Here is a 25,518-nt window from a genome sequence, read left to right on the forward strand (position 1 = left end):
AGAGGGCACAGAGTTCACTGAGTTTTTAATTCTTTATTAGCTCGATTAAAGAAGGATGAATGAAAGCAGTAGCAACCGCCATAACCCCCTGGATGGAAACCACCACGCGGCGGTCACCTTTGATACGGACAAACTCACCCTCGACACCCTCAAAGATGCCACCGGTGACACGGACACGGTCTCCCTTCTTCATGGAAACGGCGGAAGGGTCCAGATAAACAACCTGTTCATCGTAATTACCGGCAACAGCAATAAAACTACGCATCTGGACTTCAGGAATGGTAATGGGCTGACGGGTCTCACGGTCCATGATATAACGAATAGGAAGAGAAGCGCCGACAGTGGATTTCATTTCGTCAACTTCACTGCGGGTGGCATAAACAAAAACCAGGTTGTGAACAACAGGAACCAGTTTGCGGATCTTACGCTCACCACGGAATACGTATTCGTAGCGCATGGGAAGAAAATTCTTCACTCCACGGGAGTCCAGGTATTCCTTAAAGGCAAGCTCACGGCTATAGGTGATACGAAGGGCGTACCAGGATTTATCAATGCTGTTGTTCACGAAAGGATATGATTGGGGGACACCGGGGTAGTGAAATACCTTCCGGTCAAGTTTGCTAATTCTATTATTTGCCTTGCAGCGTATATCATTTCATCAGGTACTCCCCTATCGCAGGAGAGACGGTTTGAAAAGGAATTCAGAGCAAAAAAGACCATCTTCATAAAGAAGCAGGGAATTTTTGATCTTAGATTTTGTAAACAAGCGTATTATGAAGCAGAAATGTTTCAATAGACGTTCGTCTTTTGAAACACCTTTTTTGTAAATAAATCAAAAGTATCAGACAAACAAAATCAGACAGATAATAAATAGTTTTTTATTAATTCATAAACAACTATATATTAGTGCATTAATGTAATAAGTGAAAGAGGAATATTATTTTTTTTATTAAACATTTTGTAGTTCTAAAAATACCCTCTATCTTTGCGTTCAATTAAACGAACGTCTATTGAAACACTCACATTTCCATCCCATATCAAACTATATATCAAATATTTAGCCCACGAAAGAACGTTCATTTTTTCTTTAATTTCACATTTACTTGTCCGCTGAGAGATTCCTTTCTACCTTTGCAACACATTAACACAAATTAGTTTTTAATAAAATAAAAATCACAATGAAGAAACAAAAAGTAGTATTTCAAGCCGTAGACAAAAGTGTAAAAAAACGCTATTAGCAAAACGCAATCAACTATTACAGAAATAGTTAAAGAAACAAGAGGCAGAAAGAAAGGAATACCGATACGTGGAATAATTTCGCATAAAGAAGAACTTATCAAAGCGTTGATAGAATCCTACATAGAGGATGCGAATATACAAAATATCAATACATGTCAGGCTTCACTCGCACGCTACATCAATGAAAAAAGACTAATCGGAAATATTAAAAACGGAGTATTTAAACCATTATCCATCAGTTCAATATTAGTCTATATCAGCAGCATTTGGGAAGAAATGGAAAAAGACAAACCGCACAAAGCCATCATCCGCAAAAATACGCACAATGAATTATCATAATCCGTCTTACATGAAACGCCCCCTATCTTCGTGGCGATAACATTTTATCAACTTAAAAAATATACGTATGAAACGAAAAAAAAGACCGGCATCACAGAGTGAAGCCATGAAACTGAGATGGAAGAAACGGATTGTCTTTGAGAAAGGATATACCGAACAATGTGCCGAATGGATGGCAGAGCGTCTGGAAGCATTAACAGACCACCTGCAATACGGGCACGCAGTTATTGCTTATCAGAAGCAGAACGGAGACTTCAGGCTGGTGAAGGCGACACTGATCTATTACGAAGCGGAATTCCACAAGAAGTATGATCCCACAAAAATAGAAGGCGCCGTAGTCTACTGGAATGTGGACGAACAGCGGTGGACAACGTTCCAGGTGGAGAACTTCATGGAATGGAGGCCGATGGCATAGGGTGGGCACCACAGAATTACACGGATTTTCACAGATGAATTATTTCTATTTTGAGGAATCAAGTGAAAACGTCTTTGGGAATCCGGGGTAATTTGTGATGAATGTTTTATTGAAAGTACAAACGATTAATTTGAAAATACAATGGCAATAGCATACGACGGGATCAACTATTTCCCGATGGGCGTAAACTTCATGGAAGAGAACGCAATGGAAGTGATAGAGGCAAAATACGGAATCAAAGGCCCCGCAATCGTACTGAAGCTCCTTTGCAAAATATACAAGGAGGGATACTTCATACGGTGGGATGAGGAGCAGTGCCTGATCTTTGCCAACAAGGCAGGAAGGGAAGTGCAGGCCGAGGAGGTGCAGGGAATTATCGAAATTCTCTTTATCAAAGGGATACTGGACAGAAACAGTTATCTGGAAAACGGAATACTAACTTCAGAAAACATACAAAAGGTATGGCTGGAGGCAACGAAGCGAAGGAAGAGAGAACTGTCGGAACTCCCCTACCTGATAGTAAAAACGGAAAAGGAAAACGGAAAACCCGATACTCCTTCTATAACACAGGAAATTCAGCAACCGGAGCTGTTCAAAGGGGAAAAAACACCTGTTAACCCGAAAAATGTAGTACATCATGTAGCCGTTGACGCAAAAAATGCATGCAATTCCGGACAAAGTAAAGTAAAGGAAAGTAAAGCAAAGGAAAATAAAGAATTACCCCCCTCAGCTCCCCCCGAGGGGAAGGAGGAAGAAAGGAAGGAGGATTCCGCTTCTCTTCCGATACCGGGATACGCCTTCAATACGATGACACACAATTATCCGGGACTGATGGACACGCTGAAGAGATTGAGCATTACCGACACCGGGGAAGTAAACTCCATACTCAGGCTGTCGGACTATGGAAGGAAGGGAACGACGGTGTGGCGGCTGATTGCCAACACTTGCTGGAGTGACATAGGGGCAAAAGGAAGGTATCTGATAGCGGCGCTAAACAAGGCGAAAAGAAGATAGCAGGAAGTGTTAGTCTCCGATTTGTAGTTGACAAAAAAGCAAGTATCCAGACTTTTGGTCTGAAAGGGATTCAGTGAAACAAAGAAGCAAAGAGCGTACTTAAAAAACTAAAACACAGCGCTTTTAATGTACAAGATTCCTGTCGGTAAAAGCTTTGTTTTAACACAGAGTTAAAGTTTATTCTTTGGATGCAAATAACAAGTGTTTTACGTGCAAAAGACTTGTTATTTGCATCTAAGAATAAAATGGCCGGAAGAGGGCGTTAACAATGTTAATGAAGAGCACTGATACACCCAACCGGAAAATGAGGAAATTAAGATTAAAAGTCAGTGCTCCGACCTTTTTAAAGCAATGTACAAGGATCTTTCTGCTTAACAAAGCATTGTGACAGCAGTACGGCAAACGGAGTATCGTATACTCTTGCTTTCTGAGGACACCCCTTTACACAGGCACAGCATTTAATGCAGCGTTCGGCATCCGTATTCAACTCGTCACCTTTTATAATGGCACTCACGGGACACATCTTCGCACATGCACCACAATGAGTACACAAGGATTCGTCTTCTACCCAAGGAGTACGCGGAAGTGGGACACCGCTCTTACGCAAAGCAATCACCTTTCGCAAAAAACGGAACAGCGGAAAGAAAGGCTGGCGCGGACGCCGGATTTTACGGACATCCACTGCATACAGCTTCTCCGGCTCGGCAGCAGATGCTATTTTATCCGAGATCTGCTTTCCAAAATCAGCTGCCAAAGTAAGATCACGTTCATCAGGACGTCCGGCAGCTACGGGATATTTCTCTGTACTATATGAATGTTCTCCGATGAAGGTTGCACCGGCAATCACCTTAAATCCCTGTTGAATAGCCCAATAATCAAGTTCCATCAACGATTTTTCATAAGCGCGATTACCATATACCACCACGATAACTGCCGGAGTATTATTCCCGCGTACACTTGCCAGACGATCCATGGCCAGAGGAGCCACACGCCCTCCATATACAGGTACGACAATAATGGCTAACGCAGATTCGGTAATTACTAAATCCTGAGCTGCCTGTTGTGTTAAATTCGTGTTTATCACATTTGTTATTCCAGTTCCACGAACAATTGCCTCTCCAACTTGTTTTGAGGTGTGGGTAGGCGAGAAATAAATCAGATGGACTTCGTTTGCTGTCATAATAGTTATGTTTTGTGCAACAAAGGTACACTTTTATGAAGAAAAAAAGAGTAAACGATCATAAAAACCAAATTTATTTATTATCTTTGCGGCGTTGAAACATTCCGATAATCCTCCAACGGGAGACGAAACTCGGATTTCCGATTCAACAAAACATCCCAAATTCATCATATAAAAACTGTTGCGTTTGTTAAGCTTCCGGCCATTGCGTCGTAGCTTCGGCCGTACGTATTTCAACAAATAAAATTAAAATATTAAATAACTCACATATACTGTATGTATAACATTATCCAATTGAACGACAAAAATTTGTCGGAACTACAAACTATTGCCCAGGAACTGGGTATCAAAAAAACAGACTCACTTAAGAAAGAAGAACTTGTCTACAAAATCCTTGATGAACAAGCTATAGCCGGAGCTACTAAAAAAGTAGCAGCTGACAAACTTAAAGAGGAACGTAAAGAAGACAAGAAAAAACGCTCTCGAGTGACAGTAAAGAAGGAAAACGCCGACAAGGTTTTCTCTTCTACCAAAAATGGCGAACTGACCAAGACAGATGCCAACGCACCTGCAACCAAAGCACAAGCTAAGACAACAGAACCGACTAAGGAAGCAACTAAAGAGATGAGTACTGAAACGAGCGCCACTCCGGCAGAATCGATAAAGGTGACCCCTTATGCCACTCCGAAAAAGAAACCGGGACGTCCCCGCAAAAACGCAGTGGAAGCAGAAACCAAACCTGCAGAGGTTACAGCAGACAAACCTGTAACAGCCCCAGCGGTACAGGAAGAAAAGCCGGCTGCTCAACCGGAAACGGAAAAACGCCCTATCAGCAAACCGATCCTCAAACCGAAACCAACCGTTGTAGACGAAGAAAGCTCAATCCTCTCGGATATGGATGCAGATGATGATTTTATCCCCATCGAAGATCTGCCTTCAGAAAAAGTAGAACTGCCTACCGAATTATTCGGCAAATTCGAATCAACAAAAACAGAACCGGTAACCACCACTCCCGAACCGGCTGCACAACCTCAACGTCCCCGTGTCATTCGCCCACGCGACAACAACAATTACAGCAATAACAATAATAACAACAATAATAACAATCAGCGCAACAACAACCAGCGTCCTCCTGTACAACAACGTCCCATGCCGCAACAAAATGCAACTGAGCCCGCTCCTGTTCAGGAACGCCGTGTGATTGAACGCGAAAAACCATACGAATTCGATGATATCCTCACCGGAACCGGTGTATTGGAAATCATGCAGGATGGCTACGGATTCCTCCGTTCATCAGATTACAACTACCTCTCTTCACCGGACGATATCTATGTATCTCAATCACAAATCAAACTATTCGGACTGAAAACCGGTGATGTAGTAGAAGGTGTAATCCGTCCGCCCAAAGAGGGTGAGAAATACTTCCCATTGGTGAAGGTTTCTAAAATCAACGGACGTGACGCTGCTTTCGTGCGTGACCGTGTGCCGTTCGACCACCTTACTCCGCTTTTCCCGGACGAAAAGTTCAAGCTTTGCAAAGGTGGCTATTCCGACTCCATGTCGGCACGTGTGGTAGACCTCTTCTCGCCCATTGGTAAAGGACAGCGTGCACTGATCGTAGCCCAGCCTAAGACGGGTAAGACCATCCTGATGAAAGAAATTGCCAATGCCATTGCTGCCAATCATCCGGAAGTATATATGATTATGCTGCTGATTGACGAGCGCCCGGAAGAAGTTACCGACATGGCCCGCAGCGTCAATGCCGAAGTGATTGCTTCTACATTCGACGAACCCGCCGAACGCCACGTAAAAATAGCCGGCATCGTTCTTGAGAAAGCCAAAAGACTGGTAGAGTGCGGACACGACGTAGTTATCTTCCTCGACTCGATTACACGTCTGGCACGTGCATACAACACTGTATCTCCGGCATCGGGTAAGGTACTTTCGGGTGGTGTGGATGCAAACGCACTTCACAAACCGAAACGTTTCTTCGGAGCAGCCCGTAACATCGAAAACGGAGGTTCCCTCACAATCATCGCTACCGCCCTGATCGACACCGGTTCTAAGATGGACGAAGTGATCTTCGAAGAGTTCAAGGGTACAGGTAACATGGAGTTGCAGCTCGACCGCAACCTGAGCAACAAGCGTATCTTCCCGGCTGTCAACATTGTGGCATCGAGCACACGCCGCGACGATCTGCTGCTCGACAAACAGACACTGGACCGCATGTGGATCCTGCGCAAGTACCTGTCGGATATGAACCCGATCGAAGCAATGGACTTTGTAAAAGACCGACTGGAAAAAACCAAAGACAACGACGAGTTCCTGATGAGCATGAACAGTTAAAAAAGTCCTTTTGTGAACAAAACATAAAAAAAAGAGTGAGATTCTGTTTGATTCTCACTCTTTTTATTTAGCTTTGCACTACATGCATCATAAACAAGCATAAAACAAACACCGGAAGTACAACAATTACTGTGGGAAAGTTTATTAATATAACGTTTATAGCAGTAGTAACCCTATACTCTGTCACTACACATGCTGCCAATAAAGCAACAATGCACGTGTCAGCACTCCAAAACCTGATTGACAACAGCCTCAATTATAGTAAAGAAGCTCCCAACGACAGTATCATCCAATGGGGTCATGAACTGGCTCCTATCCTGAAAAAACAGAAAGAGTACAAAACCCTCTTCCAGTTGAAACAGCTTATTGCGACTGCCTATGCCACACGCGGAGACATGAACATGGCCATCGACCATGCCCGCCAGATGTACAAGGAAGCCAAAGAACTGAATTACCCCATCGGCATTGCCCTTTCCAGCCGCGCCATCGGGGATGCTTACCTCAACGCCAACATGCAGGAACCTGCCATTGAATCCTATAAGGAAGCCCTGGAATTGCTGGATAAGATACCGGGCAGCGAAATCCTCGAACAGGAAATACTTCCGAAATTCATTCTGACCCTGATCCAGACATCACACATGGACGAAGCACGTACCTATCTGAAAAGATTCGAGAACCTGCATACCGCCGCTCCAACTCCTACATTCCACTTTTTTTTATGTGCGTGTAAAGCTTACTATGACATTGAAGCAGGCAATCCGGAGAAAGGAAAAGCCAGTTTGGACGAAGCAAGGAAAATCAGTGACCAACTGAGGTTCCTCTATCTCCGCAGTATCTTTAATTACATATTGGGGCAATACTACCAGGCTATCGGTGAGTATGAACTCGCCTTGCAACAATATGAACGCCTGATAAATACCCCTAAAGCACCCGCTCCCAACAAACACATCGGATTGCAGTTGGAGTGTGCGCAGCTACTGACTAAGATGGGAAGGACAGAAGAAGCCTGCCTGATCTACCAAAAGGCCAACGAACAAAAAGACTCGCTGAACGCTTTGAGTTATGCCCGGCAAATCAATGACCTGAGAGGCATGTACCAGATAGACCAGATGGAAATCCGGAACCAGATACAACGCAACCAGATCACCCTGTGGGTTATCATAGCTTCCATTTTCATATTAGTGCTTATTTTGTTGCTGATCGTCCGCATCCGGCAGGAAGCCAACCGCCTTCTCCATTCCAAAGAAGAGTTGGAGATTGCACGCAAGTATGCCGAAAACGCCATACATACCAAAAGCCTGTTCCTATCCAATATGAGCCACGAAATACGGACACCGCTGAATGCCCTTTCCGGATTTTCGTCCATCCTGACCGAAGAGTCTATCGACAATGATACACGACGTCAATGCAACGACATCATCCAGCAGAATTCCGAGCTGCTGTTAAAGCTGATCAATGACGTGATAGATCTGTCGAGTCTCGACCCGGGTAAGTTGACTTTCAACTTTAAGGAATGTGACGCAGTCAATATATGCCGCAACGTAATCGATACTGTAGAAAAGGTGAAACAAACCCAGGCCGGAGTCAGTTTCATCACTTCACTGGACAAACTGACTTTGCGTACCGACGAATCACGTCTGCAACAGGTATTGATCAATCTGCTGATCAATGCCACCAAATTCACCACCGAAGGCAACATTACCCTGACACTGGAGAAAGAGTCAGAGACCATGGCCCTGTTCACAGTAACGGATACCGGATGCGGCATCCCCCCGGAAAAACAGAATCAGATATTCAACCGTTTCGAAAAGCTGAATGAAGGGGCACAGGGAACAGGACTGGGACTCTCCATTTGCCAGCTTATCATCGAACAAATCGGAGGAAAGATATGGATTGACCCGGAGTACACCGGAGGTGCACGCTTCCGGTTTACACACCCCATCGGACCCACAAAAGAAGAGGAGGCAGAAGGATGAAACGATTCATACTGATCCTTATAGCATGCTGTCTGGCCTCAGGAGCGTACGCGGACGGACAAACAGAAGCCGACAGCCTGTATCGGGTGGCACAGACACTTCCGCATGATTCCACACGTCTGGAAATGCTCAAGAAACTGGCACAAATAGAACAGTTGACACCCAAATGTATCACATATTCAAACCTGCTGAGAGAAGAAGCAACTCTACAGAATAACGATAAATACAACACCATAGCCGCCTATCTGCACACAGTGTACTATTATAACCAAAGCAACCGGGACAGTGTAAAGAAATGGCTGGACATTATGGAGCCTTATGCCCGGAAGTCGAAAACCTGGGATCTGTATTTCGACGCTCTCCGCTTCCAGACAGACCTCTACACTTATGAAGAGCAGTATGAACTTGCCATCAACGAGGCAAACCAGATGTTCGAAAGGGCAAAGAAAGTGGACTGTGTCCGCGGACTGATCGGAGCCAAACAATATCTGGGCAATGCCTATATCGGCACGGAGCGATGGGACGAGGGAATGAAAGCATTGGAAGAAGCCTATCAACTATCTTCGCGAACAGACAATGCCGTGGTACGGATCTCGATCCTTTGCCAACTGATTGCGGTAGCCAAGGATAAACAGAACAACAAACAGCTGTCCGAATACCTCGGAAAGTTAAAAGAGACTTTGCAACAGCACACTGCCACAAACCCGATGCTCAAAGAGGCATTTTATGATGTTTATCTGTTCGGTGAGGTGTACTATACCTATTATTATCTGAATACCGGCCAATCGGAACAGGCACACGAAAGCCTGGAAAAAGCCGGGAAATATCTTACTCCCAATACGTTCTTCATGTACCGGGTGCTCTATTACGATGCCTATGCAGCCTATTACCGAACTCGAAAAGAGTATGACAAAGCACTTACGAAGATGGACTCTACCGTCATTTTATTACAGGAAGACCGGAACAGCAATTATATCCACCAGCAGCTGTCTAAAGCCGATCTTCTGGTAGAAGCCGGGCGGAGTGCGGAAGCTCTTCCGTTGTATATCGGGACACTCCACCTGAAAGACTCCATCGAAACGACTATTTTCGATAAACAGATGCAGCAGATAAAGGCAAAATACAATATCGACAAAGTAGCTTTGGAAGAAGAACAGTTGAAAAGCGATATCCAACTGACGGCTTTGGTCATTGTCGGCATTGTCCTGGCAATCCTGATTGTCTTCATGCTTCGTATCTCGCACGTTCGTAAAGCATTGGAGCTATCGGAAAAAGAGACACGGAAGGCAACCCGCATGGCAGAAGAAGCCAACGAGATGAAGAACCGCTTTTTGTCGAACATGAGTTACCACATCCGTATCCCGCTGAACGGCGTAGTGGGCTTCTCGCAACTGATAGCTTCCGAATCCAACATGACCGACGAAGTCCGGAAAGAATACTCCTCCATCATCCAGAAAAATTCGGAAGAGTTGATGCGCCTGGTCAATGATGTACTCGATTTATCGCGGCTTGAAGCAGGCATGATGAAGTTCAATATTCAGGAATACGGACTAACCGAACTCTGTAACGAAGCTCTCTACATGGCGCGTATGCGCAACGAAGAGAACATCTGTATCCGGCTCGGAAACGAAACAGCCCCCGACCTGGACATCCGTATCGATACGGCCCGTTTCAGCCAAGCGCTGCTGAGTACTTTAACTTATCCGCAGAAGTGTGAAGAAAAACGGGAGATCGACTTCAAAGTGACCCATGACACAGAAAAGAACATGATCCGTTTCCGCATCATTAACTCCCCGTTGGCCGACGAAAGATTTACCTCACAGGAGGTATACATCCGCCACGAAATTAACCGGTTGTTGCTGGAGTATTTCGGAGGAAGCTATAAAGTACAGGCAAACGCAGGTGAAAAACCGACCATCCTCTTCACCTATCCGTTGGGGAAAAATTGACTTCTTTTCCCGGTGACTCGTCAACTTCTGCAGAAAGTTGTATCTTTGCGGCCTGCAAACTAAAATCCTTATTTATGTATACCAACAAACAGATCTGGAGTGTCAGTTACCCGATTCTCCTGAGCTTGCTTGCGCAAAATGTCATAAATGTCACCGACACCGCCTTTCTGGGACGCGTCAGTGAGATAGCTCTTGGTGCCTCTGCCATGGGCGGGCTTTTCTATATTTGTATTTTCACCATTGCCTTCGGATTCAGCACCGGTTCACAGATCGTCATTGCCCGCCGCAACGGTGAAGCGCGTTATACCGACGTGGGGCCTGTCATGATCCAGGGAGTCTTGTTCCTGCTTGCCATGGCTCTTCTGCTTTTCGGCTTTACCAAAGCATTCGGTGGCAACATCATGCGCCTGCTGGTATCTTCCGAAAGCATTTATGACGCCACGATGGAATTTCTCGACTGGCGCATTTTCGGCTTTTTCTTCTCGTTTGTCAACGTAATGTTCCGGGCACTCTATATCGGAATCACCCGCACCAAGGTACTTACCATCAATGCGGTAGTAATGGCTCTGACCAATGTGGTACTGGACTATGCCCTGATATTCGGACACTTCGGATTGCCGGAGATGGGCATCAAAGGAGCCGCCATCGCCTCGGTAATAGCCGAAGCGGCTTCTCTGCTGTTCTTCCTGATTTATACGTATATCACCGTCGACCTGAAAAGATACGGTCTCAACCGTTTACGCTCGTTCGACCCGGCTTTGCTGATGCGCATCCTCAGCATATCGTGCTTCACCATGTTGCAGTATTTTCTGTCAATGGCCACCTGGTTCATTTTCTTCGTGGCTGTGGAAAGGTTGGGACAGCGTGAACTCGCCATTGCCAACATCGTACGAAGTATCTACATCGTCATGTTGATTCCGGTAAATGCACTGGCAACCACCACCAACAGCCTGGTGAGCAACGCCATCGGCGCGGGAGGCATCGAACACGTGATGCCCCTGATAAACAAAATCGGGCGTTTCTCTTTCCTGATCATGCTGGGACTGGTCATCGTAACCGCCCTTTTCCCACAGGCATTGCTTTCGGTATACACCAACGAGGCAGCGCTGATCAGTGAATCCGTACCATCGGTATACGTTATCTGCGCGGCCATGCTGATTGCTTCGGTAGCCAATGTGGTATTCAACGGCATATCGGGCACAGGCAACACTCAGGCGGCACTGATGCTCGAAGCCATCACCATCGCAATCTACGGATCGTATATCATTTTCATCGGAATGTGGGTAAAAGCTCCCATCGAATGGTGCTTTACAATTGAGATACTGTACTATACACTGTTGCTCGCCACAAGCTATATTTACTTCAAAAAAGCAAAATGGCAGAACAAAAAGATATAAAGTACAAGAGATTTTTGTACATTTGCGGCTGATTTCACCACAGATTACACAGATTAGCACAGATACTCTCTATTTCAAATACAAAATCCGTGTTAATCCGTGTTAATCCGTGTAATCCGTGGTGGATTTTACGCATCATTAGTAATTCATAATTCAAAGATATGTTCGACAATTTAAGCGAAAGACTCGAAAGGTCGTTTAAGATTCTGAAAGGTGAAGGCAAAATCACCGAAATCAACGTAGCAGAAACCCTGAAAGACGTGCGCAAGGCACTGCTCGATGCCGACGTTAACTATAAAGTAGCCAAAGGCTTCACGGATACGGTGAAGGAAAAAGCATTGGGACAAAACGTGCTCACAGCCGTAAAACCAAGCCAATTGATGGTGAAGATCGTTCACGACGAGCTGACTCAACTGATGGGTGGAGAGACTGTCGAGATAGATACCAAAGGCCAACCGGCAGTCATCCTGATGTCCGGTCTGCAAGGTTCGGGTAAGACTACTTTCTCAGGCAAGCTGGCACGTATGCTGAAAACTAAGAAGAACAAGCGCCCGTTGCTCGTTGCCTGTGACGTTTACCGTCCTGCCGCCATCGAACAGCTTCGTGTATTGGCCGAACAAATCGATGTACCGATGTACTCGGAAATCGACAGCAAAGATCCCGTTGCCATAGCTCAAAACGCCATCAAGGAGGCACGTGCCAAAGGTTACGACCTGGTAATTGTCGATACGGCCGGACGTCTGGCAGTCGACGAGCAGATGATGAATGAAATCGCAGCCATCAAGGAAGCCATCCAACCGAACGAAATTTTGTTCGTGGTAGACTCCATGACCGGTCAGGATGCCGTAAACACCGCCAAGGAGTTTAATGAGCGTCTCGATTTCGACGGCGTAGTGCTGACGAAGCTCGACGGTGACACCCGTGGTGGTGCCGCCCTCTCTATCCGTTCGGTTGTGAACAAGCCTATCAAATTTGTAGGTACAGGCGAGAAACTCGATGCCATCGACCAATTCCACCCCGCCCGTATGGCCGACCGCATCTTAGGTATGGGTGATATTGTTTCGCTGGTGGAACGCGCGCAGGAACAATATGATGAAGAAGAAGCCAAACGCCTTCAGAAAAAGATTGCCAAGAACCAGTTCGACTTCAACGACTTCCTCAGCCAGATTGGCCAGATCAAAAAGATGGGTAACCTGAAAGAGCTTGCATCGATGATTCCGGGTGTAGGCAAGGCTATCAAAGACATCGACATTGACGACAATGCTTTCAAGAGCATTGAAGCCATCATCTACTCCATGACTCCGGAAGAGCGCAGCAATCCGGCTATCCTGAATGGCTCGCGCCGTACACGTATCGCCAAAGGTAGCGGTACGACTATCCAGGAAGTGAACCGCTTGCTGAAGCAATTCGACCAGACCCGCAAAATGATGAAGATGGTAACCAGCAGCAAAATGGGCAAGATGATGCCGAAGATGAAATAAAACTGTACTTTTCGTCCCGAAAGCTTGACTTTGGCTTTGAGATGATGTATCTTTGTCAATGTAATCATTCAATAGATTCAATCAGAATGCAATAAAAGGAGGAAACCGTGGTTCCTCCTTTTTTTATGCACCTGACCGAAAGGAGAACCTACAGCCCGCAGCTTAAGCCTCCGAAGACGGTTGCCATACTCCCGAATGCCGGCTGCATTTCCTCCAAATGCTTACTGCATTTCGGCAAAACCCCGGCTCTACTTGTATCGGACCGAGGCTCTATCCCGAAAAGCACCTCCCTGCTTTCGCCCCCTCCCCTCCTCCTGTTAATAATCCATAAAGCTACTCTTGACAAAAAACAGGGGATGATAAATGATATTACTTTTGTCTGATACCATAAAAACATTGAATCAATGAAACACATTCTCTTCACTCTGGCGTTTGCTTCCATAGCCGGGATAGCCAACGCACAACACAATGGGCACTCCTATACGGTAGAAGGTTTGATAAACGATTCTACCCTGAACGGACAGACACTCTATATCAGCCGCTATGACGACGGAATGAAAGTGGATAGCACGCAAGTGACCAACGGGCAATTTAAATTCACCGGAAAAGTGGACATCCCCTGTTTTTGCCGCATCGATGCAGGGAGAGAGTATGCCAACTTCATCCTCGAAGGGGGCAACATCCAGGTCAATGTACTGACTCACAATGACCCGAAGGGAACGCCAATGAATGAGGAGTATACCCACATATCTGATAAGGCATCTGAGCTGACCACAGAGTTGAGAAAAAGACATGCGGCCATCGAACAGCAAACAGAAGACAAATCGGAACAACTCCGGCTTAAAAAAGAATACACCGATACTTACTGGCTTCCGACTTATACCCGACTATACAAAGACATGTTTATGAAGAACCCGGACAATGTACTCGGAGAGTTTGCCATCAGAGAGCTTGCCATGTGCGCTTCGCCCGAAGAGATGGACACCATATTTGCGGCTTCCGGCCCCTGGTTGAAGTCACTGAGCGTATATCACCGCATCGAAAAGCAGTTTCAAGGCATGAAAGCGACGGCAGTAGGACAAAAGTTTATCGACTTCAGCGGTAAGACCGTAGACGGTACCGCAAGCTCTTTATCCGATTTTGTGGGCAAAGGTCAATACACTTTGGTAGATTTCTGGGCAAGCTGGTGCGGCCCCTGCCGTTCCGAATCGCCTCATATAGCCGAACTCTACAACACATACAAAGACAAAGGACTGACTGTCCTGGGAGTAGCAGTCTGGGACAAACCGGAAAATACCAAAAAAGCGATCAAGGAACTCAATATCGACTGGCCGCAAATTATCGACACCGGTATGACGCCCATGGATCTGTACGGTGTAAAAGGTATCCCTTTCATCCTCCTCTTCGGACCTGACGGAACCATCATCGCACGTGGCCTCAGAGAAGAAGGAATGAAAAATAAAGTAGCCGAAGTACTAAACAATAAATAACTCAATAAACGAATAAGAAATGACACTGATTGATGGAAAAGCCATCTCCGAACAAGTAAAACAGGAGATTGCAGCCGAAGTGGCAGAAATAGTGGCTCATGGAGGCAAACGCCCTCACCTAGCAGCCATCCTCGTAGGACACGACGGAGGCAGCGAGACATATGTAGCTGCCAAAGTGAAAGCCTGCGAAGTGTGCGGATTCAAGTCGTCACTGATCCGTTACGAAAGTGATGTGACAGAGGACGAACTGCTCGCCAAAGTACGTGAACTGAATGATGACGAAGATATAGACGGATTCATCGTACAACTTCCGTTACCGAAACATATCTCGGAACAAAAGGTGATTGAGACCATCGATTACCGCAAAGATGTGGACGGATTCCATCCGATCAACGTAGGACGTATGTCTATCGGACTGCCTTGCTATGTATCGGCCACCCCGAACGGTATCCTCGAACTGCTGAAACGTTATCAGATAGAGACCTCGGGTAAGAAATGCGTCGTACTGGGACGCAGTAACATTGTCGGTAAGCCGATGGCAGCACTGATGATGCAGAAGGCCTATCCGGGAGACGCAACGGTAACCGTATGCCACAGCCGTTCGAAAGATCTGGTGAAAGAGTGCCGGGAAGCGGATATCATCATCGCCGCACTGGGACAACCCAACTTCGTGAAAGCGGAAATGGTGAAAGAGGGTGCTGTAGTAATCGACGTAGGTACTACCCGTGTGCCCGATGCCAGCAAGAAATCGGGCTTTAAACTGACAGGTGACGTGAAGTTCGATGAGGTAGCTCCGAAATGCTCCTACATCACCCCTGTTCCGGGAGGTGTAGGCCCGATGACCATCGTCTCTCTGATGAAGAATACTCTGCTGGCAGGTAAAAAGGCGATCTATCAATAACCCATTCCTCCGTTTCCCTCTTCATAGAGGGGGAAACGGAAATTTTTTCAATACCTTAGCATCATGAATACGATATTTAAAACTACAAGCTTGTGCGTCCTTCTCTTCGCATGTACCCCATGGGCTACCGCACAAAATTTCTCTATCGACTATCCTTCATATCAAAAAAGAAATACCGACGCACTTGAAATCAGCCGGATCGTCCGTAATGACACAGCTACCATTCTGTATATGGATGCTTACTCGCGCCCTAACTATTGGATACGGCTGGCTTCGGGGCTCTCTCTACACGGAGTGCAAAGCGGAAAGAATTACCCTGTCGTCCGATCGCAAGGTTTCGAGCTGGACAAGCAAGTATACATGCCGGCTTCGGGCAATGTGACGTTTATCCTGCAATTTGCCCCTATCGACCCGCAGGACCGGACGATAGACTTTGCAGAAAGCAACAATGAAGAGGACTTCCGGATCGAGGGGATTTGCCTTGACGCATCTGCCCCCCAAAAGAAAGTACACTGCCACCTGACCGGAAAAATGGCAGACCGCCCACAAACCAGCCGCCTGATACTCATAGAAAGCAACAAGAATACGAACGGTACCCCGTGGATTTCGATACCGGTACGCAACGGCATCTTTGAGTACGACTTCTATACCGACCACGAAAAGGCTTACGAACTTATCTGCTGGGACGACCTGCTGAACGGCTGTTGGTATCCGGTCACTTTCTTCGCAGAGAATGGAACGGTATCTTTCACCATATCTCCCATAGACGCACACCCACCCTATCGCATAGAGACCCTCAACCCACTGACCACGGCCCTCCGGCAATTTGAAGCGGAAGGGAAGGATAAGTTCAGTTTCGATGAACTCAACGCACGAAGAGATACGCTCGAGAAATACGGACGTTTTGAAAGCGAAGCCATGCAAGCACTCTGGAAAAAGTTCGATCAGGTGAAAGACAATCCCGAAGAAAAGAACAAGTTCTTCAGAGAAAGGGACCGCCTGGAAGAAAGTGGCGAAGCATTCACAGAAGAAGCAAAAGCACTGATGAAGGAAAGGGAACAACTCTTCCGGAAAAAGACTCTTTGGGAAACGGAACAAGCCTCGCAACACCCTTCGCTGTTAGGACTATTCATCTTGAAAATAAAGGTGGAGAACGCACGGAAAGGCGAAGACGTCACCCCCTATCTGGAAGCATTTCAAAAAGTGTACGCCTCCCGCTATCCCGAACATCCTTATACCCGGGAAATGCAAATGTTTGTCGACAATAACCAGCCCAAAGCGGGAAACCGTTTCATCGACTTCTCCGCTCCCGACCTGAACGGCAACATGGTTCAGTTGTCCGAACAGATCCGGGGCAAAGTGGCTCTGATCGACCTATGGGCCTCCTGGTGTGGTCCGTGCCGTACGGCCTCCAAGCAATTGATTCCCATCTACGAAAAATACAAAGACCGTGGATTCACCGTCATCGGCGTAGCGCGCGAGCAGAACAGCGATATCCGTATGAGAGAAGCCATACGGAAAGACGGTTACCCCTGGCTGAACCTTATCGAACTGAATGATGTTCAACAGATCTGGTCAAAATACCGGATACCGAATGCTGCCGGAGGAACTTTCCTGGTGAACGCCCAAGGAATCATTCTTGCCGTGAACCCTACAGCCGAGGAGGTGGAACACATTCTTCAGAAAGAACTTTAATACCTGTTGCTTATGAAACATCTGATTCTTCTTTCCCTGTTTTTCTGCTCTGTATCTTGCAGCAGCAATGCACAAGAACAGCCCGTCCCTGTCCCGGCGCCCGATACGATATCTGCGCAGAAGATTACACTCCTCTTTGCAGGCGACTTAATGCAGCATCAGGCACAGATAGATGCAGCCCGGACCACCAAGGGATACGACTACACGGACTACTTTAAACTGGTAAAAGAAGAAATCAGTAAAGCAGACATTGCCATCGGCAACCTGGAGGTAACTCTCGGAGGAAAACCTTACCGGGGTTATCCCGCTTTCAGTGCTCCCGACGAATATCTGTCCGCCATAAAAGACGCCGGCTTCGATGTATTGATAACCGCCAATAATCATTGTCTCGACCGGGGCAAAAAAGGGCTGGAACGAACTATCCTGATGCTGGATTCGCTACAAATTCCTTATGCCGGAACTTACACTGACAGTACGGCCCGTGCTTCACGCTATCCACTATTGTTGGAACAGAACGGCTTTCGGATTGCCCTGCTCAACTATACATACGGCACCAACGGCATTAAAGTTTCTCCCCCAAACATAGTCAACTACATCGACAAGGCTGTCATGACACAGGACATTGAAGCTGCTAAGGCTCTGCATCCGGATGTATTGATTGCCTGCATGCACTGGGGGATCGAATATCAGTCACTGCCCAATAAGGAGCAGACCTCCCTGGCCGACTGGCTACTTAGTCAAGGAGTTACCCATGTGATCGGTTCCCACCCCCATGTAGTGCAACCCATGGAGCTGCGGACCGATACCCTCACCGGTCGGCAGAATGTAGTCCTCTACTCTTTAGGCAATTTTATTTCGAACATGTCTGCCCGTAAAACAGACGGCGGACTGCTATTTAAACTCGAATTAATGAAAGACAGCACGGGCATATCTGTCAGTAATTGCGGATATGGTCTGGTATGGACGGCACGCCCCATACTCTCCAAAAAGAAAAATTACGTTTTATATCCCGCAAGTATTCCGACAGACTCTTTATCGGCAGAAGAACGTAACCGCCTGAAAATCTTTATTAATGACACGCGTGAACTCTTCCGCAAGCATAACCGCGGAATTAATGAATACATTTTTTGAAGAAAAAAGTTCGCGAAATGTTTGCAGATTTAAAAAGAATCGCTACCTTTGCATCGCATTTGAGAGAGATGCTAACATGGTGGATGTAGTTCAGTTGGTTAGAGCGTCAGATTGTGGTTCTGAATGTCGCCGGTTCGAGTCCGGTCTTCCACCCAACGAAGAAGAGGAAATTCAATAATGAATTTCCTCTTCTTCGTTATATATCAGGCTTTCCAGAAAATTATATTACTTTAGAGGCAGGGCTTTGACCCTGCCTCTAAAGTAATATATAGTCATTAAAATGAAATATATTTTATCATGCCGCATTTAAAAACGCGGCATGACAAACTTATCATCAGGAGATGTAAAGGACAATCCCGGAACAGAACGACGCATATCTTTATAGGCATGTTCTTTAATCAGTGAATAATCTGTAGCATCCAGGGCATAGTAATAATCATCTTTATTTGTCGATAACTTTACAGTCCAATCAAACATATTTCCAAAGATGGTCAACTCATCTTTTGCCGGATCGAAACCGGGGAGAGCTGATTTCACCAAACTTCCATCACTATTGATAACATAAAAATGATGCTTGCTATCAACCATATACCCCAAAGTCCGGCGACTACGGAACTCAGTAATAAACACATATTCCGGCAAGACTCCTTCAGGCAACTGAATAGCTTTCACATACGGACGTCCCTTGGTGCACTTCAGATGGAACAGTTTATGGTTGGCATCTAAAACCAGATATCCCTCATCATAGTCTTTACGGGTAGTCGGATTGCCCGAAGCATAGCTTGCGGGAAAAGCAAATCCTTTCTGAACCAGCACATCCGTAAACAATTTGCTCTTCGCCTCATCTATACGATTCGTCTCCATACGAATAAATTCCATACCTTTATCGGTAAAACGGAATGCATCTTCGGGCATTTTTAAATCCACCCGTTTGGACATGGACTCCATCAGGAAATAAAGTCCTGTCTGGGGAGCATTGATGGCTGACGGCACACTCTTGAAAGTAAAGTTTGTCAATTGAATATCTTTCGGACTAACCGCCTTGCCACAAATGGTATCAGGGAAACGTTCGTCCGCCGTAAGCTGGCGTACATAGAGAGAAGGCAATAAACTGTCCACCTGCTGCTGTGTATATGTATTGCCTTTTGTATCATAGCGGTGAAGTTGCTTATTCTCATCCAGTTGTGTAATAACAAAATCACCAAGTACGGAACTATACATAGTAAAAGGAGCTTTGACAGGCTTCAGTGTGAGAAAAGCATAGCACCAAGGCAACTGCCATACAAGCAGGACAGCCACAGTAACATAAAAAAATATTTTGCTGAATCGAATCATGTTTGTTTGATTTTTTAGTAATAAACATTCAGTTAGTCTTGCTTACCGGCCTTGAACCGTACCACAGAAATCCACGAAAGAGAAGCGATAAGCAGCGTATAAAGTGTCAGCCAGGGCAAGAAACTGTTATAAGCCTCCGCTCCCGGAGCCAGAAAGTAGACACGGAAAATCAATGCCGCAATAATCAGATTCAAAACCCTGCGTTTCCATGTGGGCTCCAGGCAAATCCATGAAACAAGCAAATAACCGGCAAATCCGGCAAGGAACCATGGAGCTGCAGATAATAAGATACGCTGCACCAACTCACTTGTAAAATGTTGTGGCAGATAAACTCCCATAATAATAAAACTCATAGCAAAACAGGTAACCAGTGCAAGTACACCATAAGCTAACATCGACATGACCATCTTCTTCTGTGAATAAGGCAAATGCAAAGTAAGTTTCAAACACTTACGTTGCATCTCGGGAAAAAACTGTACGGCAGCAAGCAAAATACCGATAAGTAAAGGGACAAATTGCAACAAATCAATAAATATAGCATCCTTCTGAACCATTACCACCCATAAATGATCGATTCCCTGTATGGCAATGGTGCGGCCAATACGAAGCATGGAATATCCTGTGATTCCTATCATAAAAAGAGTTGCCAGCAACAAATACCAACGCGTTTTTATCCACTCTTTATAAAATATGGCTTGTATCATATTTCTTCTATTTATTTACATATTAATACTTTCCGGTAAGACCGATAAAGGCATCTTCCAGACTTACATTTTCGTGCTGTAAACCAGTAAAGGGAACTTGACTTTCCTTCAATAGTTTCTCCACATCCATGGGAGGCAAAAAAGAATACGTCTCCAAGGTCTGACGGATGACAGCCGGATGATAGCAAGTTGCCGGCAACTGAGGCTGATAACCCTCGGGCACAGTACAAGTATATCTTCTCAGTTCTTTCATCAACGTTTCAATAGGTTGTTGAATAAGGATAGAACCATAATCCATAATAATACAATCATCAATCAACCGCTCCATATCCTGAATAATATGGGAAGTCAGGAAAACAGTCTTGTTCTCGGAACGGGCATAGTCACGCAAATAATCCACAAAAAGGCGGCGATAACCCGGATCAAGTCCTAAAGAGAAATCATCCAGAATCAACAACTCCGGATTTTGTGCCAGGATCAGTCCCAATGCCACTTGCGAACGCTGTCCGTTCGACATTCTTGAGATACGTTGCCCCGGAGCTACCTTCAGTTTATTCATCAAGTCATAATAAGCCTCCTTTTTCCATTGTCCCGGATAAAAAGAAGCATAAAACTTTTCTATCTGTGTGATATTCATAAACTGATATTGAACATGACCTTCCAGCAATAAGCCGATATTCCTGCGTAAAGCAGGGTCCATGGTCTGAATGTTCTCACCAAAGATGCGACATTCGCCCGAACGTGGCTGAAGATAACCGCTCAATATATTAATGGTTGTCGTTTTCCCTGTGCCATTTTTACCCAACAATCCCAAGATACGCCCTTGAGGTACTTCAAAACTCAAGTTCTCATAAATTTTACGTTGACCGTAATAATGAGTCAGGTTCTTACATTCTATAATTGCACTCATGCTTTATAAATCATTTTTCGTTTGTTATTAGAAACACGTCAGGAAAAGAATAGGAATCAGAATACCGGCCACCAACTCGACTCCCCCTCTACCCCACAATCCTTTAGGACCTTTTATCATCACCATACCGCTGACAGTGATAATAATCAGACAGACAGCAAAGGCATCGGCAAACCAAGTCCACCACTTGCCCGGATTGAAATGGAGTTGTACCATGGAAGAGATCAGCGGACGGCGCTTCACCCCCTCGTAGACAGCATCTTTTGTCCGGGTATTAATCACCAGACTTGAACCTCCTTTCAGAAAAACCTTAATCCGATCCGGTTTCGGATAATAATATTTAGTAAAATTTCCGGCTTCGTCCAGTGGTTCCAACAAAGCCAAAATCATCTTCTTATTGACTTTATTCTTGTCCGACAGGTCCTCTGTTATTTTATATTCCGTTCGTGTCACTGTATAATGGGGATTTATGCTATCCCTATGGTTCATCACGATACCCGAAATAGCATAAATCAAAATCATTCCTGCAAAGAAGAAAGACAGATCACGGTGGATAATCCGGCTCCATTTGCGGAATGCAGCACCTTTATTCTGCGATCTCATAAGAACTGGCTTCCATATAGTAGAATGACAGATAATCTTTTCCGGTAGCAGCTTTTCTTTCTGCTATCTTTGCGCGAAAGTCCGCAATACGGGCTTCAGGAGTGTTGGCTGTTTCACCGCGTGCTTTTTTTTCCGAATCACATCCGGCAGCAGTTTCTCCATGAGATTTTTCGGTCTGGGCTTTCAGTTTAGCCTCCCAGTTTTGCAAGTAAGCTTCATCTACCCGCTGTTCCTTTAACGTTCCGGTCACTGTGACAATGGCATTGATACATTTGGTGTCAAACGAACCCAAAGGTCCGGCTTCCACACGAATCGTTTTGGTATCATCACTGCCCATCAGGAATATTTTTGTAGCTCCGTGCTTGCAGGTATGTGTGCAGATTCCTTCTATAGTCACCTCCCGGTTAGCCAGTGAATCGGCATGCGCCAGCAGGTTATCGACGCTCAATGCCGCCGGAGCCGCCTGCTCCGTTTTTTCGGACTGACTCTGTTTGTTACTGTTTCCACAAGAAGTAGTAGTTACTAAAGCTGCCATTAAGGTTGCAGCGACCATAAACTTAATTTTCATATGCTAACTGTTTTTATTTTTCAGAAAAAGATGCCCAGTGAACAAGCGGCATACTGGGCCGTTCCGCATTTTTTATAATATGCAGTCTGCCATTGAACAGACAAAGACAGGTTATACTGTTTCATGATGGGATAATCCCCTTGCAGACGAATCCCTACCATACTATAGCTATCAGATAAATAGTCAATATTCGCCAACAAAGTCCGGGCGGACGACTTCGCGGCATCCAATCCCGGTAAAGAATATTCAGCCGATAAATTGGCATAATATCCACCGTTTGCTTCTGCGGTCAATCGCAGCTGCCTCTTCTGATACTGCAAACGGGCACGCAAAGAACCCTCCAGAGCAGACAGGTGAACAAACCGGGATACGGCGTTGTAATCCGTCTCCAACCGATGGTAGATTATGTTTGGAACAATTGCTCCTCCCCATACACCTTTATCGGTCAAAAGCTTCTCCCACAAACCACTTACGGCAATCCTACTATTCGTGACCTTCATTCCCGGAGATGTGCTGATTAATGCTCCATAGGAGCTTCCGCCCGCCTCTCCGTAAATATTCTCCGTTCCTTTACGGACTGTATAGCCTGCATCCAGTTTCACTGCAAGGTGTTCTGCCTGCTGAAGTTCCCGCATCCAAGTCACGTTCCCTTTCAAATCAGTCGTATTCAATTCCAGCAAAGTGAGATTATTGGCATTGCTCAATTTCTTGTCCATCGACATACGGTCAATTGAGACTGTGGCCGATATCCCCTTCTCCGTATCAGCCGGCAGAATGCCTATGCTTCCTCTCCACCGGGTGCCTTGATGCTTCGTTCCGGTCTGGTTTCCGGCAAAACGCACATAATCCATGCCCAATCCCAACATATGGTATACCGAAGTGGAACCTTTATCTGCAAGGAATGAAATCTCACTTTTCTGTTGATAAAGCCGGAAATCTGCGGAAACTCCCAAACGATATGTCCCCAGACGATATCCTGCTCCCAAAGCCAAAGAGAGATCGGAAGCTGTATTACGCGGACGCGGATCTTTATCCCGATAATTATGAGACGCCCTGTAACCACCGGTGATTCCCCACGTCCAGGAACCCGACTCACTGGCGTAACCTCCATTGAAATAATAAGTTTCTCCTTTCAGGAAACCGCCAATGGAATCACCGGTCACGTAAGGAGCGATCAGTTTCCAGTCTATATTTTCATTCCATAACACATTCTCCTGCTTCTCACTTCTGTATCCTGCTGAACCGAATACACGATCACGTTCCGAAAGAATGACGAAAGAGTTGACATCTACCCCGATACGGGTATCCTTATCACCTTCCTGTTTCAAAGATGCTTTTCCTTTATCATGATAAGCTCCATTTACGTCCAGCCTTGTCCATGTATACGGAGTATAGTAATAATAAAGTGCCGGATTCCGCCATACCTCACCACGAAATCCGGTCGCGAATGAAGCGGTACGGATTACCTTATCGGACAGGGAGAGTGTGTCGGCAGTCTGCCCGAAGGCTTCCTGCCGACTCTCCACAAATAAAGCAATCAGCAACGTAATGATAATTCGGATTCGCATCATGAATAATAAAGATTTATATATCAATAGGATGGATTCAATTATTTGTTAAACAGGCTCGGAGTAGCCGCAGGTGTGAAATCAACGGTAGAGTTATTTGTATCCTGCAATACTTCCCGATCACCATCCTTATAGGCAGCTTTACGCATTACGCACTTTCCGATGTTTTCTGCAACGGTATTGTTCACACCGATATAAGTATGCCCCATATCCAACCCGGTAGAGGTAACATTCCACTGCCATTCATTGGAAGCACCTACATTTACAGCATCAATCACCCATTCATTGGGGAACTTATATTTGCTTTGCGGTTTACTGGCTGTTCCATTTTGCATGATATACGTATAGTTGTATGCATAGTCTGAAATATACTTTTCTTTAGTCATGCCTTTGGGTAATCTGCCGATAGCATAGGCGCGATTTCCCTGTTTATTCAACACCCAGATAGTTTTGGAATAACAATAATAAACATCCAGATTGGGAACAGCCGGATTATCCACATCTTGCTTCGATTCAATATACCACTCAAAATTGGCTTTACTTAAATCTATAGAATTCGGATTAGCCTCTTTATGATTGATCGCATTGTCACAAAGGATAAAGGACTCTCCCGGTTGTACCGGATAATCTGTTCCGCTGCCCGGCACCGCTACAACAGAGCCTACCGCAATAGCTTCATTCATAATATCCGGATCTACCGACTGATATTTCTGGGTAGTTTGGAATTGTGATTCCATAAATATCAATCCATCCGCATACAAAACTTTATCCGAGTTATTATAGATACGTACATACTGGTCGCCATTATATTGCTTGCCTGCTTCATTATAGGTTCCGGGAATAAATATCTCGGCAATCACAAAATCGGGGTCACCTGTATTGAGTACATGAACTTTCAGTTCCAACTTGTATGACCCTCCGGATACGGCCACATTCTGTTGCACTCCCTGTACATCGACTTCCACCGGAGTTCCATTCTGTGAGTAAGTTCCCTTACCAATGAAAGTTACATTATACAACCCGTCCGCCAATTCAATACTTTGAGCCGGATAGGCAATGTCTGTCTTGACAGATGTATTTACATTTTCAAAAGTATAGGTTCCACCGGTCAGTTGCAGACCCTCGATGGTTGTATCTACAGTAGTGGTAATACCTACAGTGGATATGCTCACTTTGTCATCATCACTACATGCGGTAAATCCCAGCATTGTCGCAAAAAGGATTGCGATTGTCAATTGATTCTTTTTCATCTTCATTTCTATTTTGTTTTATTATTC

At 45.5% G+C, this 25,518-nt stretch carries 21 protein-coding genes and 1 tRNA gene; 13 read left to right on the forward strand and 9 right to left on the reverse strand.

What is annotated here, in order from left to right; translation table 11 throughout:
• Positions 1 to 25 precede the first annotated feature (25 nt).
• A complete protein-coding gene (gene updY, locus DBK98_RS19110; protein WP_005808609.1) occupies positions 26 to 565 on the reverse strand; it encodes a capsular polysaccharide transcription antiterminator UpdY in 540 nt (179 codons plus the stop codon).
• 779 nt (positions 566 to 1,344) lie between these two features.
• Here updY and DBK98_RS19115 point away from each other — a divergent pair.
• From DBK98_RS19115 to DBK98_RS19125, 3 genes are all read left to right on the forward strand, one after another.
• Positions 1,345 to 1,578, forward strand: coding sequence for a hypothetical protein (locus tag DBK98_RS19115; RefSeq protein WP_005780393.1), 234 nt, complete (start codon positions 1,345 to 1,347; stop codon positions 1,576 to 1,578).
• 67 nt (positions 1,579 to 1,645) lie between these two features.
• Complete coding sequence (locus DBK98_RS19120; RefSeq protein WP_005780395.1) at positions 1,646 to 1,993, forward strand: SH3 beta-barrel fold-containing protein; 348 nt, start codon at positions 1,646 to 1,648, stop codon at positions 1,991 to 1,993.
• Positions 1,994 to 2,134: 141 nt separating this feature from the next.
• Positions 2,135 to 3,007, forward strand: a complete 873-nt coding sequence (locus tag DBK98_RS19125) for a DUF4373 domain-containing protein (protein ID WP_032541719.1) — start codon at positions 2,135 to 2,137, stop codon at positions 3,005 to 3,007.
• A 343-nt stretch (positions 3,008 to 3,350) separates the two neighbouring features.
• Here DBK98_RS19125 and DBK98_RS19130 read toward each other — a convergent pair whose 3' ends face one another.
• The gene (locus tag DBK98_RS19130) at positions 3,351 to 4,187 is read right to left on the reverse strand and encodes a 4Fe-4S binding protein (protein ID WP_005807526.1); all 837 of its coding nucleotides are present in this window, start codon (positions 4,185 to 4,187) and stop codon (positions 3,351 to 3,353) included.
• Positions 4,188 to 4,463: 276 nt separating this feature from the next.
• Between DBK98_RS19130 and rho the strand changes: the two genes are divergently transcribed.
• From rho to DBK98_RS19180, 10 genes are all read left to right on the forward strand, one after another.
• A complete protein-coding gene (rho, locus tag DBK98_RS19135; protein ID WP_032531699.1) occupies positions 4,464 to 6,533 on the forward strand; it encodes a transcription termination factor Rho in 2,070 nt (689 codons plus the stop codon).
• A gap of 212 nt (positions 6,534 to 6,745) precedes the next feature.
• On the forward strand, positions 6,746 to 8,509 hold the full coding sequence (locus DBK98_RS19140) for an ATP-binding protein (protein ID WP_234072630.1): 1,764 nt from the start codon (positions 6,746 to 6,748) through the stop codon (positions 8,507 to 8,509).
• A complete protein-coding gene (locus DBK98_RS19145; RefSeq protein WP_128900008.1) occupies positions 8,506 to 10,458 on the forward strand; it encodes a sensor histidine kinase KdpD in 1,953 nt (650 codons plus the stop codon). The genes DBK98_RS19140 and DBK98_RS19145 overlap by 4 nt, the downstream gene beginning before the upstream one ends.
• A 74-nt stretch (positions 10,459 to 10,532) precedes the next feature.
• A complete protein-coding gene (locus tag DBK98_RS19150; RefSeq protein WP_005780409.1) occupies positions 10,533 to 11,855 on the forward strand; it encodes an MATE family efflux transporter in 1,323 nt (440 codons plus the stop codon).
• Positions 11,856 to 12,016: 161 nt separating this feature from the next.
• Positions 12,017 to 13,336, forward strand: coding sequence for a signal recognition particle protein (gene ffh / locus DBK98_RS19155; RefSeq protein WP_005780411.1), 1,320 nt, complete (start codon positions 12,017 to 12,019; stop codon positions 13,334 to 13,336).
• A gap of 404 nt (positions 13,337 to 13,740) precedes the next feature.
• Complete coding sequence (locus tag DBK98_RS19160; RefSeq protein WP_032535744.1) at positions 13,741 to 14,826, forward strand: TlpA disulfide reductase family protein; 1,086 nt, start codon at positions 13,741 to 13,743, stop codon at positions 14,824 to 14,826.
• 19 nt (positions 14,827 to 14,845) lie between these two features.
• Positions 14,846 to 15,727, forward strand: coding sequence for a bifunctional methylenetetrahydrofolate dehydrogenase/methenyltetrahydrofolate cyclohydrolase FolD (gene folD / locus DBK98_RS19165; RefSeq protein WP_032535743.1), 882 nt, complete (start codon positions 14,846 to 14,848; stop codon positions 15,725 to 15,727).
• Between the two features lie 63 nt (positions 15,728 to 15,790).
• On the forward strand, positions 15,791 to 17,422 hold the full coding sequence (locus DBK98_RS19170) for a TlpA disulfide reductase family protein (protein WP_032535742.1): 1,632 nt from the start codon (positions 15,791 to 15,793) through the stop codon (positions 17,420 to 17,422).
• A 12-nt stretch (positions 17,423 to 17,434) separates the two neighbouring features.
• The gene (locus DBK98_RS19175; protein ID WP_032535741.1) at positions 17,435 to 18,553 is read left to right on the forward strand and encodes a CapA family protein; all 1,119 of its coding nucleotides are present in this window, start codon (positions 17,435 to 17,437) and stop codon (positions 18,551 to 18,553) included.
• A gap of 78 nt (positions 18,554 to 18,631) precedes the next feature.
• Positions 18,632 to 18,707, forward strand: a tRNA-His gene (locus DBK98_RS19180).
• Between the two features lie 152 nt (positions 18,708 to 18,859).
• Here the strand turns inward: DBK98_RS19180 and DBK98_RS19185 are convergent.
• From DBK98_RS19185 to DBK98_RS19215, 7 genes are read right to left on the reverse strand one after another with little or no spacing between them, the layout of a single operon-like run.
• On the reverse strand, positions 18,860 to 19,888 hold the full coding sequence (locus DBK98_RS19185) for a DUF4857 domain-containing protein (RefSeq protein ID WP_032535739.1): 1,029 nt from the start codon (positions 19,886 to 19,888) through the stop codon (positions 18,860 to 18,862).
• Between the two features lie 32 nt (positions 19,889 to 19,920).
• Positions 19,921 to 20,592, reverse strand: coding sequence for a hypothetical protein (locus tag DBK98_RS19190; protein ID WP_005807545.1), 672 nt, complete (start codon positions 20,590 to 20,592; stop codon positions 19,921 to 19,923).
• A gap of 22 nt (positions 20,593 to 20,614) precedes the next feature.
• On the reverse strand, positions 20,615 to 21,502 hold the full coding sequence (locus DBK98_RS19195) for an ABC transporter ATP-binding protein (RefSeq protein ID WP_005807547.1): 888 nt from the start codon (positions 21,500 to 21,502) through the stop codon (positions 20,615 to 20,617).
• Between the two features lie 27 nt (positions 21,503 to 21,529).
• Complete coding sequence (locus DBK98_RS19200) at positions 21,530 to 22,105, reverse strand: PepSY-associated TM helix domain-containing protein (RefSeq protein WP_032535738.1); 576 nt, start codon at positions 22,103 to 22,105, stop codon at positions 21,530 to 21,532.
• On the reverse strand, positions 22,089 to 22,673 hold the full coding sequence (locus DBK98_RS19205; RefSeq protein ID WP_005807551.1) for a hypothetical protein: 585 nt from the start codon (positions 22,671 to 22,673) through the stop codon (positions 22,089 to 22,091). The genes DBK98_RS19200 and DBK98_RS19205 overlap by 17 nt, the downstream gene beginning before the upstream one ends.
• A 20-nt stretch (positions 22,674 to 22,693) precedes the next feature.
• Positions 22,694 to 24,244, reverse strand: coding sequence for a DUF6850 family outer membrane beta-barrel protein (locus tag DBK98_RS19210; RefSeq protein WP_032535737.1), 1,551 nt, complete (start codon positions 24,242 to 24,244; stop codon positions 22,694 to 22,696).
• Positions 24,245 to 24,282: 38 nt separating this feature from the next.
• Positions 24,283 to 25,497 (reverse strand): DUF4876 domain-containing protein, encoded by a 1,215-nt coding sequence (locus DBK98_RS19215; protein WP_005780509.1) that lies wholly within the window; start codon positions 25,495 to 25,497, stop codon positions 24,283 to 24,285.
• Positions 25,498 to 25,518 lie beyond the last annotated feature (21 nt).

The organism is Bacteroides sp. PHL 2737 (assembly GCF_004115325.2).
GTDB classification, from domain to species: domain Bacteria; phylum Bacteroidota; class Bacteroidia; order Bacteroidales; family Bacteroidaceae; genus Bacteroides; species Bacteroides hominis.